General features: G+C 60.2%; 13 protein-coding genes. 2 read left to right on the top strand and 11 right to left on the bottom strand.

All coding sequences use genetic code 11. The features are described from left to right. Nucleotides 1-13 precede the first annotated feature (13 nt). On the top strand, nt 14-868 hold the full coding sequence (locus ACP7B0_RS01440; RefSeq protein ID WP_426139143.1) for an FTR1 family iron permease: 855 nt from the start codon (nt 14-16) through the stop codon (nt 866-868). Further along, a complete protein-coding gene (locus ACP7B0_RS01435) occupies nt 856-2,235 on the top strand; it encodes a 4Fe-4S binding protein (RefSeq protein ID WP_426139142.1) in 1,380 nt (459 codons plus the stop codon). Before ACP7B0_RS01440 ends, ACP7B0_RS01435 begins: the two co-directional genes overlap by 13 nt. 15 nt (nt 2,236-2,250) lie before the next feature. Here the strand turns inward: ACP7B0_RS01435 and ACP7B0_RS01430 are convergent, their stop codons facing one another. The 11 genes from ACP7B0_RS01430 to ACP7B0_RS01380 form a co-directional block, all read right to left on the bottom strand. Further along, nucleotides 2,251-2,946, bottom strand: coding sequence for an anaerobic ribonucleoside-triphosphate reductase activating protein (locus ACP7B0_RS01430; protein ID WP_426139141.1), 696 nt, complete (start codon nt 2,944-2,946; stop codon nt 2,251-2,253). Next, nucleotides 2,943-3,110, bottom strand: coding sequence for an anaerobic ribonucleoside-triphosphate reductase (gene nrdD, locus ACP7B0_RS01425; RefSeq protein ID WP_426139140.1), 168 nt, complete (start codon nt 3,108-3,110; stop codon nt 2,943-2,945). The genes ACP7B0_RS01430 and nrdD overlap by 4 nt, the downstream gene beginning before the upstream one ends. 32 nt (nt 3,111-3,142) lie before the next feature. Continuing rightward, a complete protein-coding gene (locus ACP7B0_RS01420) occupies nt 3,143-5,158 on the bottom strand; it encodes a ribonucleoside triphosphate reductase (RefSeq protein WP_426139139.1) in 2,016 nt (671 codons plus the stop codon). 150 nt (nt 5,159-5,308) lie between these two features. Further along, nucleotides 5,309-6,301 (bottom strand): GTP 3',8-cyclase MoaA, encoded by a 993-nt coding sequence (gene moaA / locus ACP7B0_RS01415; RefSeq protein WP_426139138.1) that lies wholly within the window; start codon nt 6,299-6,301, stop codon nt 5,309-5,311. 24 nt (nt 6,302-6,325) lie between these two features. Continuing rightward, nucleotides 6,326-7,285, bottom strand: coding sequence for a peptidylprolyl isomerase (locus tag ACP7B0_RS01410; RefSeq protein ID WP_426139137.1), 960 nt, complete (start codon nt 7,283-7,285; stop codon nt 6,326-6,328). Between the two features lie 10 nt (nt 7,286-7,295). Then, nucleotides 7,296-7,976: a respiratory nitrate reductase subunit gamma gene (gene narI / locus ACP7B0_RS01405; protein WP_426139136.1), complete on the bottom strand. Its 681-nt coding sequence runs from the start codon at nt 7,974-7,976 to the stop codon at nt 7,296-7,298. Further along, nucleotides 7,969-8,724, bottom strand: coding sequence for a nitrate reductase molybdenum cofactor assembly chaperone (narJ, locus tag ACP7B0_RS01400; RefSeq protein ID WP_426139135.1), 756 nt, complete (start codon nt 8,722-8,724; stop codon nt 7,969-7,971). The genes narI and narJ overlap by 8 nt, the downstream gene beginning before the upstream one ends. Nucleotides 8,725-8,726: 2 nt before the next feature. Beyond that, nucleotides 8,727-10,265, bottom strand: coding sequence for a nitrate reductase subunit beta (gene narH, locus ACP7B0_RS01395; protein ID WP_426139134.1), 1,539 nt, complete (start codon nt 10,263-10,265; stop codon nt 8,727-8,729). A gap of 1 nt (nt 10,266) precedes the next feature. Beyond that, nucleotides 10,267-14,040, bottom strand: a complete 3,774-nt coding sequence (locus tag ACP7B0_RS01390; protein ID WP_426139133.1) for a nitrate reductase subunit alpha — start codon at nt 14,038-14,040, stop codon at nt 10,267-10,269. A 70-nt stretch (nt 14,041-14,110) separates the two neighbouring features. After that, entirely contained in the window at nt 14,111-15,508 is a 1,398-nt protein-coding gene (locus ACP7B0_RS01385; RefSeq protein ID WP_426139132.1) for a NarK family nitrate/nitrite MFS transporter, read from the bottom strand. Continuing rightward, nucleotides 15,486-16,790, bottom strand: coding sequence for an MFS transporter (locus tag ACP7B0_RS01380; protein WP_426139131.1), 1,305 nt, complete (start codon nt 16,788-16,790; stop codon nt 15,486-15,488). The genes ACP7B0_RS01385 and ACP7B0_RS01380 overlap by 23 nt, the downstream gene beginning before the upstream one ends. Between the last annotated feature and the right edge of the window lie 301 nt (nt 16,791-17,091).

The following is a 17,091-nucleotide window of genomic DNA, read 5'->3' as shown; positions in this document are numbered from 1 at the left end:
GCAGGGAGTTTTCATGAATCAATCAATGTTTATCGTCTGGCGTGAAAGCGTCGAGGCGCTGCTGGTGATCGGCATCCTCCAGGCCTGGGTCAGCCAGCAAGGTCGAGGCAATGGTCTGGTCAGATACCTGTGGACCGGAGTTGTGCTGGGGTTGCTGCTCTCGGGCCTGCTCGCGGTGTTGATTCTGTTTGCCGGTCAGGCCATGAGCGGCGCAGCCAGTGAATGGTTCCAGGCCGCGCTGGCGCTGGTGGCCAGTCTGCTGATGGTGCAAATGGTCGGCTGGATGCATCGCCACGGACGCACGCTCAAGCACGACTTGCACCGCCACGCCGATGGCCATCTGGCCAGGCGAGGCGGCCTGGGGCTATTGCTGTTGGCGATGCTCGCGGTCAGCCGCGAAGGCAGCGAAACCGTGGTCTTCCTCTATGGCGCCGGCCTGCGCCTGCAAGGCCAACAGCTGGGCTTGTTCGCCGTTGGCAGCGCGTTGGGGCTCGTGCTGGCGGTGCTGACCATTGTGGCGCTGCACGGCAGTCGCCGGTTCATTTCATGGCAACGTTTTTTTGGAATCAGCGAAGTCATCCTGCTCATGCTTGGCGCGGCACTGCTGGTCAGCGGCATCGAGCGAATCAACGGCCAACTGCTGGCCCTGGACATGCCGGAGTGGGTTTACAGCCTGGCGGGCGAGGCGCTTTGGGACAGCAGCGACCTGCTCAGCGACAGCCATGGATTGGGGCATTTTCTTGCGGGGGTTGTCGGTTACCGGGCAACGCCCAGCGGGATCATCCTCGTCGCGGGGATCGGGTACTGGCTGGCCGTCAGCCGTTGGCTTCGGCCGCAGGCTGCGGGAAACCTGCCATGCGCGAACTGAGTGGGCACAACCGATGGCTGCAACAACTGGGGGACGGGATGCGTCGTCATGCCCCCGCGATTCGCGCCGTGCAGTGGGCGGTGGTCCTGCTCTACGCCTTGCTGCTGGTGATACCCGCGACGCTGCCCCTGCCCGACAGCCAGGCCCGGGCACTCGACAACCTGACCGTACTTGCACAGTTTTTGTTCTGGGGGCTTTGGTGGCCGTTCGTGCTGCTGTCGATCGTGTTGTTCGGACGTCTCTGGTGCGGCGTTCTATGCCCGGAAGGTTCCCTCAGCGAATGGGCCAGCCATTACGGTAAAGGCCTGGGGGTGCCGCGCTGGTTGCGTTGGGGTGGATGGCCAACCCTGGCGTTCTGCCTGACGACCCTCTACGGCCAGTTGATCAGCGTCTATGACTACGCCCAGGCGGCGCTGCTGATCCTTGGTGGCTCGACCGTCGCGGCGGTGGGCGTCGGTCTGCTGTTTGCCCGGGGCAAGCGGGTCTGGTGCCGTTACCTGTGTCCGGTCAGTGGTGTCTTCGGCCTCCTCGCCCGACTGGCCCCCGTGCATTTTCGTGTGGACGAACAACGCTGGGTCGCCAATGCCGCGCCCCGTCTTCCGCCGCCCAACTGTGCCCCTCTGCTGGATATCCGTCGGATGCAAGGCGCCAGTGACTGCCACGCCTGCGGACGCTGCAGTGGGCAACGCAGCGCGGTTCAGTTGATCGCCCGTTCAAGCAATCAGGAAATTCTTCATTCGACCGCGCAGACGCTCTCCCCTTGGGACGTCCGGTTACTGCTGTTCGGCGTCATCGGCCTGGCCATGGGCGCCTTTCAGTGGACCGTCAGCCCCTGGTTCATCGCGCTCAAGCAACGCCTCGCGCAAGGGTTGGTGGAACACGATCTGCTCTGGCCCCTGCAGGACAATGCGCCCTGGTGGGTGCTCACCCATTACCCACAGCTGAACGACAGCTTCAGTTGGCTGGACGGCTTCAGCATCATCATTTACCTGGGTATGAGTTCCCTGCTGCTCGGCACGGCGCTGCTGATACTGGTGCGCCTGAGCGCCCAACTGGCACAGGATCGCGCGCTGTACCGCCCCCTGGCGTTGACCCTCACACCGTTGGGCGCTGCCGGGCTGTTTCTCGGGCTGTCGGCGACAACAGTCAAATTGCTGCGCTACGAAGGCTTGCTGCTGGAGTGGGTTCAGCCCGCCCGGGCTTGCCTGTTGATGGCCGCGATGGGCTGGAGTTTGCTGCTGGGGTGGAAACGGCTGGATCGAGAAGGCATTACCCCGGCTCAGAGTTTGTCGGCCGGTGTTTGCCTGTTACTCGCCAATGGCTTGATCGGGTTTGGCTGGTGGCTGCAATTCTGGGGCTGGGCCTGAGTGTCACGGGGGCTTTTACTCCCTTAACACGAAGGCTGGAAACAACTCGCCCATGGCCTCCCAAAGTTCGGCGAGCGCTACGGGTGACGAGACACTCGGCAGCAACGGGTCGAGCATCTGCCCGGTACGCACCAACTGGACGGCAAAACGCTTGACGCCCAATTCACTCAAGCGCCGCGCCAGGGTCAGTAATCGTTCAGGCTGGAATAGATGCCAATGCACGGTGGTACGACACTCGTAATCCACACCGCTGTCCAGCAGGCGTTCAAGGCTGCGCCAGTTCGCCGCCCCGCTGCCTTCAACCCCGGTAATGGCCAGGCAATCCTCTGGCAGCGCCTTGACATCGAAGCCGACCCAATCGGAGCCGGTCAGCGCCTTGGCAAATGCCACCGGTTTGATACCGGCGCTGTGCAGGCCAACCCGAAACCCCATCGCCCGCACTTCATCCATGGCATCGAGCAAGCCATCTTGCAAGGTCGCCTCTCCGCCGCTGAACACCACGGCATCAAGCAACCCCTGACGACGCTGCAAAAAAGCCAGCACCTGCTGCCAATCCACTTCCTGTGCGCCACGAGGTGCAATCAACTGCGGGTTATGGCAGTAACGGCAGCGCCACGCGCACCCTTGGCAGAACAGCACGCAGGCGAGCTGCCCCGGATAGTCGATAGTGGTCAGGGGCACCATGCCCCCAACCCTGAGCGTTCGACTCATTGGCGCGCGACCAGCGCTGCGCTTTCAGTAAAGTGCACCCGCTCACGGTGCTCGGACTGCTTACCCGGATTGAACGCTGAAACCGGGCGGTGATAACCCATTACCCGGGTCCAGACTTCGCAGCGTTGACGTTGGGCCTGGGGCAGTGTTTGCGATGCAGTCATGGTGAAGCTCCTTACGGTTGAGTGAATCGAAATCAATGGACGGCGCTGACTTTCCGTTCTTGCATCAGCAAAACCTCGTCGCATTTTGGGCAAAACTCATGTTCGCCATCCAGGTAGCCATGCACCGGGCAGATGGAGAACGTCGGGGTCACGGTCAGGTAAGGCAGGCGAAAGCGCCCAAGGGCCTTGCGCACCAGCTGTTTACACGCCTCGGTGGAGGAAATTCGCTCGGCCATATACAAATGCAGGACCGTGCCACCGGTGTATTTGCATTGCAGTTCGTCCTGAAGCTCCAGGGCTTCGAAAGGGTCGTCGGTGTAACCCACAGGCAACTGCGAGGAGTTGGTGTAGTACGGTGCCTGGGTGCTGCCGGCCTGCAGAATGTCGGGGTAGCGCTTGAGGTCTTCCTTGGCGAAGCGATACGTGGTGCCTTCGGCCGGGGTCGCTTCCAGATTGTAGAGATGGCCGGTCTCTTCCTGAAAACGCAGCAACGTGGCGCGCACGTGGTCCAGAACATTCAGGGCAAACTGGCGGCCGTACTGAGTGTGCATGCCCTCCTTGTCGTCGGTGAAATTGCGCAGCATTTCATGCAGGCCATTGAGCCCGATGGTGGAGAAATGATTGCGCAAGGTGCCCAGGTACCGCTTCGTGTAAGGGTACAAACCGGCGTCCATGTGGTGCTGGATGACTTTGCGCTTGGTCTCCAGGCTTTCCATCGCCAGTTCCATCAACGTGTCCAGACGCTTGAGCAAACCGCCGGTGTCGCCCTTGAATACATAACCCAGGCGTGCGCAATTGAGGGTCACCACGCCCAGCGATCCGGTCTGTTCCGCCGAGCCGAACAGGCCGCCACCACGCTTGAGCAACTCGCGCACGTCCAGCTGCAAGCGGCAGCACATTGAACGCACCTGATTGGGCTGCATATCCGAATTGAGAAAATTCTGGAAATACGGCAGACCGTAACGTGCCGTCATTTCGAACAGCCGGTCAGCGTTTTCACTGTCCCATACAAAGTCGTGGGTGATGTTGTAGGTCGGTATTGGAAAGGTGAACACGCGGCCTTTGGCGTCACCGGCTTGCATCACTTCAATGTAGGCGCGGTTGAGCACATCCATTTCGGCTTGAAGGTCGCCGTAGGCAAAGGGCATTTCCTCACCCCCGATGACCGGTATCTGTTCCCGCAAATCCTCGGGACACACCCAGTCGAACGTCAGGTTGGTGAAAGGCGTCTGCGTGCCCCAGCGCGAGGGTACGTTGAGGTTGTAGATAAACTCCTGGATCGCCTGACGCACCTCGGGATAACTCAGGCTGTCCTTACGCACATAGGGCGCCAGGTAGGTGTCGAACGAGCTGAATGCCTGTGCACCCGCCCATTCGTTTTGCAGGGTGCCGAGGAAATTCACCATTTGCCCAAGAGCACTGCTCAAATGTTTAGGCGGCCCGGCTTCGACGCGCCCCGGCACTCCGTTGAGCCCTTCGTGCAGCAGGGTCCGCAGCGACCAGCCCGCGCAGTAACCGGCAAGCATGTCCAGATCATGAACATGCAGATCCGCCTCCCGGTGCGCCTGGCCGATGGCCTCGCTGTACACCTCGTCCAACCAGTAATTGGCCGTAACCTTGCCCGACACATTCAGGACCAGTCCGCCCAGGGAATAGCCCTGATTGGCGTTGGCCTGAACGCGCCAGTCCTCACGGTCCAGGTATTCGTTCATGGAGGTTGCCACTTCCACCAGGGTTCGGCGGTCGCGACGCAAACGCCCGTGCTGTTCGCGATAGACGATGTAGGCCCGCATGGCGAGGAAAAAACCGGCGTCCATCAACACCCTTTCCACGCGATCCTGAATTTGTTCGACCTGCAAGCTGGGCAAGCCTTCCAGCCGGGCCAGCACGGCATGAAGCAAACCCTCGGCCTCAACCTCGGCATATTCCCCGGTTGCCTTGCCTGCGGCGATCAGCGCCTGACGGATTTTGTCCGCATCGAAGGCGACCACACCGCCATCGCGCTTGTGCAAACGGTTACAGACTTTCGAGATCAGCGTGCTCTGCATTTGGCCTCCAGACACTACATATAGATATTTATTAACTTAAAAACACAATATGCAGTAAGACTACGGACAAAGGCCTGCTCGGCAATTGATCACCGTCAAGAATCGGCGGCAAAAAAAAAGCCGCACTCGGCGGCCGGGAAAAATGGCGGATCAACCGCCACTCATGTTCATGAAACGAACAATCTGCACGTCGCCTGCCGGATTGAAATCATGGCGCAACGGCTTACCGCGCAGTGCTTTGTGCACCGCATTGATCAGCGGTTGATCGTCCAGCGGATAACGCCGGAGCAAGCTGCGCATATCCAGGGCGTCGTCCTGTCCCAGACACAGCAACAGCTTGCCTTCAACGGTCATCCGCACCCGGTTGCAGCTTCCACAGAAGTTGTGGCTGTTGGGTGAGATAAAACCGATCCGGGTATCGGGATGGCGTTCCAGGCGCACGTAGCGCGCCGGTCCACCGCTGTTTTCGGTGCTGTCGAGCAGACCATATCGACTGGCGATCAGCGCCCGCACGTCGTCACTGGAACAAAAGGATTCGCCCCGTGAACGACCCACATCACCCAGAGGCATTTCTTCAATGAAACTGATGTCGATGTGTTGGTCGATGGCGTATTGCACCAGTCCCAGGACTTCATCGAAGTTGCGGCCCTTCATCACCACGCAATTGAGTTTGATCCGTTCGAACCCGGCCCCCCGTGCCGCTTCAATGCCGTTGAGCACTTGATCCAGATCGCCGTTGCGGGTGATCTCACGAAATTTCTGCCCGTCCAGACTGTCGAGGCTGATGTTCATCCGTTTGACGCCCGCCTCCGCCAATGGCCGGGCCAAACGGCCCAATTGCGAGCCGTTGCTGGTCATCACCAATTCGCGCAAACCGGGTAGCGCCGCGATGTTGCGGCACAGTTCGACAATGCCGGGACGAATCAGCGGTTCGCCGCCGGTGAGTCGGATCTTGCGTACGCCCAGGCCGACAAACAAACCGGCCAGGCGTTGCAGCTCTTCCAGCGTCAGGACCTGCTGACGCGGCAGGAACGTCATGTTTTTCGCCATGCAGTACACACAGCGAAAATCACAGCGATCGGTCACCGACATCCGCAGATAATCGATCTGCCGTCCAAATCCATCCTGCATCACAGCACTCATCACGTCTCCCGATTTGCCCAATGTTCACTGCACCAGCGGTGAATCAGCACCCTGCAAGTGGATGCCGCGAATATCCGCCGCGCCGATCAGTGTCTGCAGGTATTGCACCAGCGCTTTCTGCCAGACGCCTTGCTGCAACTGCGTGCGAATGGCGGTAGACACCACGTCGTAAGGCAACGGCATGCCTTCGATTCGTTGATCGACGCTGATCACATGCCAGCCGTAGCGACTTTCCAGCGGTTTGCTCGCCACGCCAAGGGCCAGGGTGAACAACTGACGTTCCAGCTCCGGCACGGTCTGGCCCTTGCTGATTTGCCCCAGCGAACCGCCTTGCGCCTTCGAGGGGCACGCCGAATATTGCAAGGCCAGCTCGGCGAAACTGCCGGGAAAATCCACCAGCCGCTGTAGCAGCACTTCGGCCTGATCATGGGCCAGGGCGCGGCCCTCGACGTCATCCGGTGCGCATTCAAGCAGGATGTGCCGCACCGCCAGCAACGGCGCGCTGTGAAAACGCCCGCGATTGTTTTCGTAGTACCTGAGGCTGGTCTCCTCGTCACACTGAGGCACGTGCACTTCTCGCTCGAGCAGCAAGCGTGTAGCCGCCTCTTCTTCATTTTCTCCAGCACCGATCTCCAGTGACACGCCGAGTTCGGCAATGCGTTGCTGCAACAACTCCCGGATCACCAACGCCCGGGCGGCCCCGTACACCGCCTCCTCGCGGCTTTCGGCCGGGTGATATTGCAGTTCCTGAGCCATCGCTTGCGGGGTGATCACCACCTCGTTGACGCTGATGATGGGCCACTCCTGTTCGCTGCTGGCGATCAACAGCGCCGGAGAATCATCGGCCACCGCCTCAAGCGGGAGTGCTTCAAACTGCACGGCCACCGCTGGCGCCGCGTCGACCCCTTCGGGTTGCGTTGATTTGGAAGAACCGCAGCCACCGCTGCCCCCATTACCACCGCCACATCCACATCCACCTGACATGATTGCCTCCTCAGACTTTCTGCCGAACGATTTGATAACGGCGTCCCAGGTACCAGATCGGTGCGCTGACCATGTGTACGAGACGAGTAAAGGGAAACAGCACGAACAGGGTCAAACCGAGCACCACATGCAGCTTGTAAATCAGACCGACTGGCGCGATGGACGCCGCCGCTTCCATCGGCCGCAACAACACGGTGTTCTGCGCCCAATCGGCGAGCATGACCATCACCGAGCCGTCCATGTGCGACGTGGACGCCACGATGGTCAGCAGGCCGAGCACCAATTGCGCTAACAGCACCAGCAAAATCAGGATGTCCGAAGTGCTGGAGGTGGCGCGAACCCGAGGATCGGTCAAGCGCCGGTTAACCAGCATCAGCAGGCCAATCAGGCACAACAGGCCAAAGAATCCACCGGAGACCATCGCCAGTAGCTGCTTGTTCTCGGTGCTGATCACATGGTGGTAAACCGATGCGGGGGTGAGCAGGCCGACGAAGTGCCCGGCCAGGACGAACAACACACCGATATGGAAGAAGTTGCTCGCCACGCGCATGCCGCGCTGATTGAGCATCTGGCTGGAGCCAGCCTTCCAGGTGTACTGCGACAGATCGAAGCGCGCCCAACTGCCGATCAGGCAAATGGCCAACGCCACATAGGGGTATACCCCGAAAAACAACAGATCCCATTTAGACATTGCCCACCTCTTTGGCTGGCACGGCTGCCAGGCCTTCATGCTGAAAATCGACCCAGTGCAGCGGCACCGCGCTTTCTTCCCGGGCTTTGCCCGGTGCGCTTGGCAGCGAACTGCAACGGTCCTGCTGTTCGGCCTGGAGGAAGTCCACGGCCTCCTCTTCCCAGATCTTGTCGAGGGCTTCGAGGGAGTCGTCGCGGGGTTCCGCGGCGACTTGTGCACGCAGGTCGGCCACCGCCTGGTGGGGTTCGGCCCCGGCAATTTGCAGCAGCGCCCGGAAGCAGCTGGCGTAGACGCTTTCACGCTCCTCCAGACGCGCCGCGAGCAAGGCCAGCAAGTGCGACACATCCGCCAGGCCCTCCCGGGCCTCGATGTCTTCACGGGTGGAGAGGAACTCCAGATACAGCGGGATATAGTCGGGTAGCTCTTTGACGCCAATGGCGAAACCGGCGGCTTCGTATTGCGCCATCATGTCCACCATGGCCTGGCCCCGGTCGCGGGATTCGCCGTGCACGTGCTCAAACAGCAACAGCGACAGCGAGCGCCCCCGGCCGAACAGCGCACCGTAGTGCTCCTGCCCGTCCATCAGGTCATTGGCGCAAATCAGCTCCAGCAACTCGAACAGCGCACCGCGCTGCTTGGGGCTGATTTCCCGGGACTGGATAATCGCTTGCTCCAGTTCATCGTGGCCGGCGATCAGCGTTTCGGTCGGGTAGTCGAGCAACAGCGAAATCACTTTGAGAATTTGCATGCTCACTCCTCCCACAACTGGACGGTTTTCAGGATGTCGCGACGGTTGGCCTTCTTGGCACCAAACATGTTGGTGTCAGAACTGCCGCTACAGCCGCTGCCGAAGCTGAAGCCGCAACCTGAGCGTTCAGCAAACGCGTCGCTCATGGCGTCTTCCCGGTGCGCGCTCGGCACGACAAAACGGTCTTCGTAGTTGGCGATGGCCAGGTAGCGATACATCTCCTCCACCTGGTCCACGCTCAAGCCCACATCCGCCAGCACTTGCAAGTCCTGAACGCCATCCACTTGCTGGGAGCGTTTATAGGCGCGCATGGCCAGCAAGCGCTTCAGCGCACGCTTGACGGGTTTTTCATCGCCCGCCGTCAACAGATTCGCCAGGTACTTGAGGGGAATCCGCAGGCTGTCAACATCCGGGATCACCCCGTTCATGCCCACGGTGCCAGCGGTTGCCGCGTTCTGAATCGGCGACAGCGGCGGTACGTACCAGACCATCGGCAAGGTGCGGTATTCCGGGTGCAGCGGCAGCGCGAGTTTCCAGTCCACGGCCATCTTGTAGACCGGCGAACGTTGTGCGGAATCAATCACCGACTGCGGCACCCCGTCTTCCAGCGCCTGACGGATGACCGCCGGGTCGTTCGGGTCGAGGAAGATTTCCAGCTGCTTCTCGTACAGATCCTGCTCATTGGCGGTGCTCGCCACTTCGCTGATGCGGTCGGCGTCATACAGCAGCACGCCGAGGTAACGGATACGCCCGACGCAGGTTTCCGCACAAACCGTCGGCATCCCGGCTTCAATACGCGGGTAGCAGAAGATGCACTTCTCGGACTTGCCGCTTTTCCAGTTGAAATAAATCTTCTTGTACGGGCAGCCGCTGATGCACATCCGCCAGCCGCGGCACTTTTCCTGGTCGATCAGAACAATGCCGTCTTCTTCCCGCTTGTAGATCGCACCGCTTGGGCATGCGGCTGCGCAGGTCGGGTTGAGGCAGTGCTCGCACAGGCGCGGCAAATACATCATGAAGGTGTTTTCGTATTCGCCGTAAATGTCCGCCTGAATCTTGTCGAAGTTCTTGTCCTTGCGGCGCTTGGCAAACTCGGTCCCCAGAATTTCCTCCCAGTTGGGGCCCCACTCGATTTTCTCCATGCGTTTGCCGGTGATCAGCGAACGCGGACGGGCCGTTGGCTGATGCTCGCCCAACGGGGCGGTGTGCAGGTGCTGGTAGTCGAAATCGAACGGTTCGTAATAATCATCCAGGCTCGGCAAGTCCGGGTTGGCGAAAATGTTCGCCAACACACGGAATTTGCCACCGATACGCGGGTTGATCGTGCCGTTGGCGTTGCGGATCCAGCCGCCCTTCCACTTTTCCTGGTTTTCCCATTCTTTCGGGTAACCAATGCCCGGTTTGGATTCAACGTTGTTGAACCAGGCGTATTCCATGCCTTCACGGCTGGTCCAGACGTTTTTGCAGGTGATCGAACAGGTGTGGCAACCGATGCACTTGTCCAGGTTCAGCACCATGCCGATTTGTGAGCGAATTTTCATCTCAGTTCTCCTCAATATCGGTAGGCAGAGGACGCGGCAGGTCATCACCGGACGAACCGTCGAGCCAGTCGACTTTGGACATCTTGCGCACCACGACGAATTCATCGCGGTTGCAACCGACCGTGCCGTAATAGTTGAAACCGTAAGCCTGCTGCGCATAACCGCCGATCATGTGCGTCGGTTTGAGCACGACCCGGGTAACCGAGTTGTGGTGGCCGCCACGGGTCTTGGTGGTTTCCGAGCCTGGCACGTTCACGATCCGCTCCTGGGCGTGGTACATCATCACCATGCCGTCCTTGACGCGCTGGCTGACCACCGCCCGGGCGGTCAGCGCACCGTTGACGTTGAAACACTCGATCCAGTCGTTGTCTTCAATGCCGGCACGTTTCGCATCGTTCTCGGACAGCCAGACAATCGGTCCGCCACGGCTGAGCGTCAGCATCAACAGGTTGTCGCTGTAGGTGCTGTGGATGCCCCATTTCTGGTGCGGGGTGATCCAGTTCAGGACGATTTCGATCTCGCCATTGCTGCGCTTGCCTTTCACCCCTTCAATGGTGCGGGTGTTGACGGGCGGGCGATAACTCATCAATTGCTCGCCAAACGCCTGCATCCATGGGTGATCCTGATAGAACTGCTGGCGACCGGTGATGGTGCGCCACGGGATCCCTTCGTGAACGTTGGTGTAGCCGGCGTTGTAACTGACGTGATCATCTTCAAGGCCTGACCAGGTCGGACTGGAAATGATCTTGCGCGGCTGCGCCTGAATGTCGCGGAAACGAATCGCCTCGTGGGCCTTGGACAGCGCCAGATGGCTGTGGTCGATGCCGGTGAATTGCGAGAGCGCTGCCCAGGCTTTAACGGCCACCTGGCCGTTGGTTTCCGGTGCCAGGGACAGAATCACTTCAGCAGCGTCAATGGCCGTGTCGATTTTCGGACGGCCCTGACTGATGCCCGCATCCCTTTCGTGGTGATTGAGTTCGCCGAGAAACTTCACTTCGGCCTCGGTGTTCCAGTTGATGCCCTTGCCGCCGTTGCCGAGTTTTTCCAACATCGGGCCCAGGGAGGTGAACTGCTTGTAGATGTTTGGATAATCACGCTCGACGACATGCAGATTCGGCGCGTTCTTGCCCGGCTCCGGTGCCACACCGGCGCTTTTCCAGTCAGTACCGCCGAACGGCTGGGCCAGTTCGCCGACGCTGTCGTGCATCAACGGGATGGTCACCAGGTCCTTTTCAACCCCAAGATGCCCTTCGGACATGCTGGAAAACGCCTTGGCGATGCCTTTGTAGATTTCCCAGTCGGAACGCGATTCCCATGCCGGATCGATGGCTGCCGACAACGGGTGAATGAACGGGTGCATGTCCGAGGTGTTCATGTCGTCTTTTTCGTACCAGGTTGCCGTCGGCAACACGATGTCGGAATAGACGCAGGTCGAGGACATGCGGAAGTCCAGCGTGGTGACCAGATCAAGCTTGCCGATAGCCCCCTCGTCCACCCATTCGGCTTCTTCAGGCTTGCAGTCGCCGACCTGACCGATGTCTTCGTTCATGACCCCGTTCTTGGTGCCGAGCAGGTACTTGAGCATGTACTCGTGGCCCTTGCCCGAGGAGCCCAGCAGGTTGGAACGCCAGATGAACATGTTGCGCGGGAAGTTGACCGGGCTGTCAGGCTGTTCGCAGGAGAAGCGCAGCGAGCCGTCCTGCAACGACTTGACCACGTAGTCTTTGGGGTCCATCCCGGCGGCCGCCGCGTCGCGGCAGATGTGCAGCGGGTTGGTGTTGAGTTGTGGCGCGCTGGGCAACCAACCAGCGCGTTCGGCGCGGATGTTGTAATCCAGGGCGTGTTCCGGGAACTGTGATTTATCGGCCAAGGGCGAGAGCACGTCGTGCATGCTCATCTTCTCGTGGCGCCATTGCGAGCTGTGAGCGTAGAAGAAGCTGGTGCCGTTCATCTGACGTGGCGGACGGTTCCAGTCCAGGCCGAACGCCAAAGGCAACCAGCCGCATTGCGGACGGAGTTTTTCCTGGCCGACGTAGTGCGCCCAACCGCCGCCAGTCTGACCGACACACCCGCAGAGCATGAGCATGTTGATCAGCCCGCGGTAGTTCATGTCCATGTGGTACCAGTGATTCATCGCCGCGCCGACGATGATCATCGAGCGACCCTTGGTCTTGTCGGCGTTATCGGCAAACTCACGGGCAATCTGGATAGCTTTCTCACGGCTGACGCCGGTGATCTGTTCCTGCCACGCCGGGGTGCCAGGCACTGACGCATCGTCGTAATCCCTGGCAACGTTGTCGCCGCCGAGGCCACGGTCAATCGCCAGGTTAGCGGCCGACAGGTCAAACACCGTGGCGACTTTGGCCACGCTGCCGTCCGCCAGCACCACGTTATGCACCGGCACGCGACGGTATTGCACCGCATCGCCAGCCACGTGCTGGAAGTGCTCGTGTGATTCACCGGCAAAATACGGGAACGCCACTTCGGCGACGTCATCACCGATCAGGCTCAGTTTCAGGTCGATCTCGCGGCCTTCGCCGCCTTCTCGAGGCAGGATGTTCCACTTGCCCTTCTCGCCCCAGCGATAGCCGATAGAGCCTTGAGGGGACACCAGTTCACCGCTGACATCCAGGGCGATGGTTTTCCATTCCGGGTTGTTTTCCTGGCCGAGGTTGTCGGTCAGGTCACTGGCGCGCAGGAAGCGGTCTGGCTGATAACCGGCACCCGGCGCCTTGTCCACCATTTGCTTGAGCAGCACCAGCACCGGCAGATCGGTGAAGCGCTTGGCGTAGTCGGTGAAGTAAGCGCTCGGCTTGTCCAGGTGGAATTCTTTGAAGATCACATGGTTGAACGCCTGGGCCAGCGCCGCGTCGGTGCCCTGCTTGGGGTTCAGCCACAGGTCGGTGAGTTTGGCGACCTCAGAGTAATCCGGAGTAATCGCCACGGTCTTGGTGCCCTTGTAGCGAACTTCGGTAAAGAAGTGGGCATCCGGGGTCCGGGTCTGCGGGACGTTGGAGCCCCAGGCAATGATGTAGTTGGAGTTGTACCAGTCGGCCGACTCCGGCACGTCGGTCTGTTCACCCCAGACCATCGGCGAGGCCGGTGGCAAGTCGCAGTACCAGTCATAGAAGCTCAGGCACGCGCCGCCGATCAGCGACAGATAACGCGAACCCGCCGCGTAGCTGACCATCGACATGGCCGGGATCGGCGAGAAACCCACGATCCGGTCGGGGCCGTATTGCTTGATGGTGTAGACGTTGGCAGCCGCGATGATCTCGTTGACTTCTTCCCAGTTGGAACGAATGAAACCGCCCATGCCACGCTTGCTTTTGTAGGACTCGGCCTTGACCTTGTCCTCGACAATGCTGGCCCAGGCCTCAACCGGCGCCATGGTCTGCCGGGCGTCGCGCCACAGCTTGAGCAGCGGCTTGCGAATCTTCGGGTACTTGAGCCGGTTGGCGCTGTAGATGTACCAGCTGTAACTGGCACCACGGGGACAGCCACGGGGCTCATGATTGGGCAGATCGTTGCGGGTGCGCGGGTAGTCGGTCTGCTGGGTTTCCCAGGTGATCAGGCCGTTCTTGACGTAGATTTTCCACGAGCAGGACCCGGTGCAGTTCACCCCATGGGTGGAGCGCACGATCTTGTCGTACTGCCAGCGGGAACGATAGACATTTTCCCAGTCGCGGGACTCCTTGCGGGTCTCTCCATGACCTTCGGAAAACTCGTTTTGCTTGCGATTGAAAAACCGCAATTGATCCAGTAAATGACTCACGGTGTAGTCCTCTCAGGCTTGCTACGGGGTTCTGTGCCCCGTCCACGCAATGGTTGGATTCGGGTGGTGTTCAGCAGGGGGTTGCCGCGCCTTTGCGGGCGTACCACCACCAGGTCACCACGATGCAGCTCAGATAAAAGCCGACGAACATGTAGAAGGCCATTTCCGGGCCGCCGGTCTGGGCCATGGAAGTGCCGAAGGATTTGGGGATGAAGAACGCACCGAAGGCGCCCATGGCCGAACTGAAACCCAGCACAGCGGCCGATTCCTTGCCGGCGTCCTTGAGCGCCTGTTCGCGCACGGCGGGAGGTTTTCCGGCCGACGCTTTTTCATGCAGGGTGCGGAAGATCACCGGGATCATCCGGAAGGTGGAGCCATTGCCCACGCCCGTGGTGATGAACAGCAACATGAACATGCCGAGGAAGCCGTAGAAGTTGCCGCCCGAACCGTTCTGAGGCAGGAAGTGCATCACCCCGAAGACCATCGCGATCATTGCCACGAAGTTCCACAAGGTCACTTTCGCACCGCCGAGCTTGTCCGCCATCCAGCCGCCCAACGGGCGTACCAATGCGCCCACCAAGGGGCCGAGAAAAGCGAATTTCAGGGCAATGACATCCGGAAACGACGTTTTGATCAGCATCGGAAACGCGGCGGAAAACCCGATGAACGAACCGAAGGTCGCCAGGTACAACCAGCACATCAACCAGTTGTGCTTGCGTTTGAAGATCACCGCCTGCTCGCCGAATGAAGCGCGGGCACTGGACAGGTCATTCATGCCGAACCAGGCCAGCACCGTCACCAGCACGATGAACGGCACCCAGATGAAGCCGGCGTTTTGCAGCCACAATTGACCACCGTCCGCCAGTTCCTGGGGTTTACCGCCCATGAAACCGAACACGCCGAAGGTGATCACCAGCGGCACACAGAACTGCATCACCGAGACGCCCAGGTTGCCCAGCCCGGCGTTAAGGCCAAGGGCTGTGCCCTGTTGCGACTTGGGATAAAAGAAGCTGATGTTGGACATGCTGGAGGCAAAATTCCCGCCGCCAAAGCCGCAGAGCAAGGCAATCAGAACGAACACGCTGTACGAGGTGCTCGGGTCCTGCACGGCAAAGCCCATCCAGATCGAGGGCAACAGCAGCGACGCGGTGCTCAGCGCGGTCCAGCGCCGACCACCGAAGATCGGCACCATGAACGAATAGAAGACGCGCAACGTCGCGCCGGACAATCCCGGCAACGCCGCCAGCCAGAACAGTTGGTCGGTGGTGAAGCTGAAGCCGATGGCATTCAACCGCACGATGACCGTGCTCCAGACCATCCACACCGCAAAAGCCAGCAGCAGCGCAGGAATGGAGATCCACAGGTTGCGGGTAGCGGTCTGCTTGCCGCTGTTGCCCCAGAACTCAGGGTCCTCGGGGCGCCAGTCATGAATGACCGGGCCTTTGTCAGGCTTTTGCAGAACGGACATGTTCTTCTCCTTGGGCAATGCTGGAAAACGGGGACGAAGTCGCTGGCGGTTTTTTGCCGAGCACCGGGCGCTTGCGAATTTCGCTGAAGTACATCCAGGTCAGGGAGACCCAGACCACGCCGTACATCAACATGAAGCAGGAAGAGCGCACGCCGGTGAGGTCCACCAGGGCGCCGAACAGGATGGGCAACACAAAACCACCCAAGCCACCGGCGAGGCCGACGATGCCGGACACGGCGCCCATGTTTGTCGGGTAGTCATTGGCGATGTATTTGAAGACCGAGGCCTTGCCAAACGCGAAGGCGATGCCCATGACGAACAGCAGCACGGTGAACAGCACGGGATTGAGGCCGATGTGGAAATCCATCGGGCCGTTGACGGTCTGCACTTGCAGTTGGGTCTGGGGGTACGAGAGCAGGAACAGGCAGATCCAGCTGACCCACAACACCCACCAGGTCACGCTTTGCGCGCCCCAGCGATCCGACATCCAGCCCCCCACAGCGCGCAGCACGCCGCCGGGCAGGGAAAAGCAGGCCGCCAGCAGCGCGGCGCTTTGCAGGCTGAAGCCGTATTCCTGCACGTAGTACTTGGTCATCCACAGCGCGAGGGCGACGTAGCCGCCGAAAACAATCGAGTAGTACTGGCAGTAGCGCCATACGGCCGGGTCTTTCAGCGAGCTCAATTGCTCGCGCAAAGTGGCGCCGGAGGCACTGCGATGGTCCTTGTTTTCGGCGCTCAGAAACCAGAACAGCAGCGCAGTGATGAAGAGGATCGCGCTGAACACCTTGGGCACCAGTTGCCAGCTCCCGGCTGCAATCAGGGCCGGGGCGAGAAACTTGGTCACCGCCGCGCCCGCGTTACCGGCGCCGAAGACGCCCATGGCGAAACCCTGATTCTCCTTGTCGAACCATTTGGCGACGTAGGCAATGCCCACTGAAAACGAGCCACCGGCCAGGCCCACAAACAAGCCCAGCACCAGGAACTGCCAGTAGGCGGTGGCGTGACTGATCAGGTACAGCGGCGCGACGCAGGCCAGCATCAGCAGGAAGAACACGCTCCGCCCGCCAAAACGGTCGGTCAGCAGACCCAGGGGCAAACGCACCAGTGAGCCGGTCAACACCGGGGTGGCGGCCAGCAGGCCGAATTGGGTTTCGTTGAGCTGGAGCAGTTCCTTGATCGGCACGCCGAGCACGGCAAACATCATCCAGACCATGAAGCACACAGTGAACGCCAATGTGCTCATGCCCAGCACCAAGCCTTGTTGTACGCGGGGTCGGGCCACAATGCTCTCCAGTCAGTTAACGATGGCCGCAGACTAGAGAGGCAAACCCCGCAAATACTTGACCCACATCAACGAAGCCCAAGGGGGTCTTGGCCTATGCTTGCGCGGTCTACCTCTTAGGAGGTAGCACAGGAAAACCTCGCAACCCTTTGTTTATACGGTGCTGAAGGCTTTCCACCGTCGATTTTGCTGACAGGGAACCGTCGACAACTCTTTAGAGGTAGCGCGCCCGGGAACGGCGGCAAAACCACACCTGGATGCTTTCCATGGTCAATCTCCCCGTTTTTTACGCGAACCTGCG

The sequence above is a fragment of the Pseudomonas sp. DWP3-1-2 genome, assembly GCF_049896285.1.
In the GTDB taxonomy this organism is placed as follows: domain Bacteria; phylum Pseudomonadota; class Gammaproteobacteria; order Pseudomonadales; family Pseudomonadaceae; genus Aquipseudomonas.
Note: the sequence above shows the minus strand (reverse complement) of the source record. Positions and strands in the feature narration are given on the sequence as shown.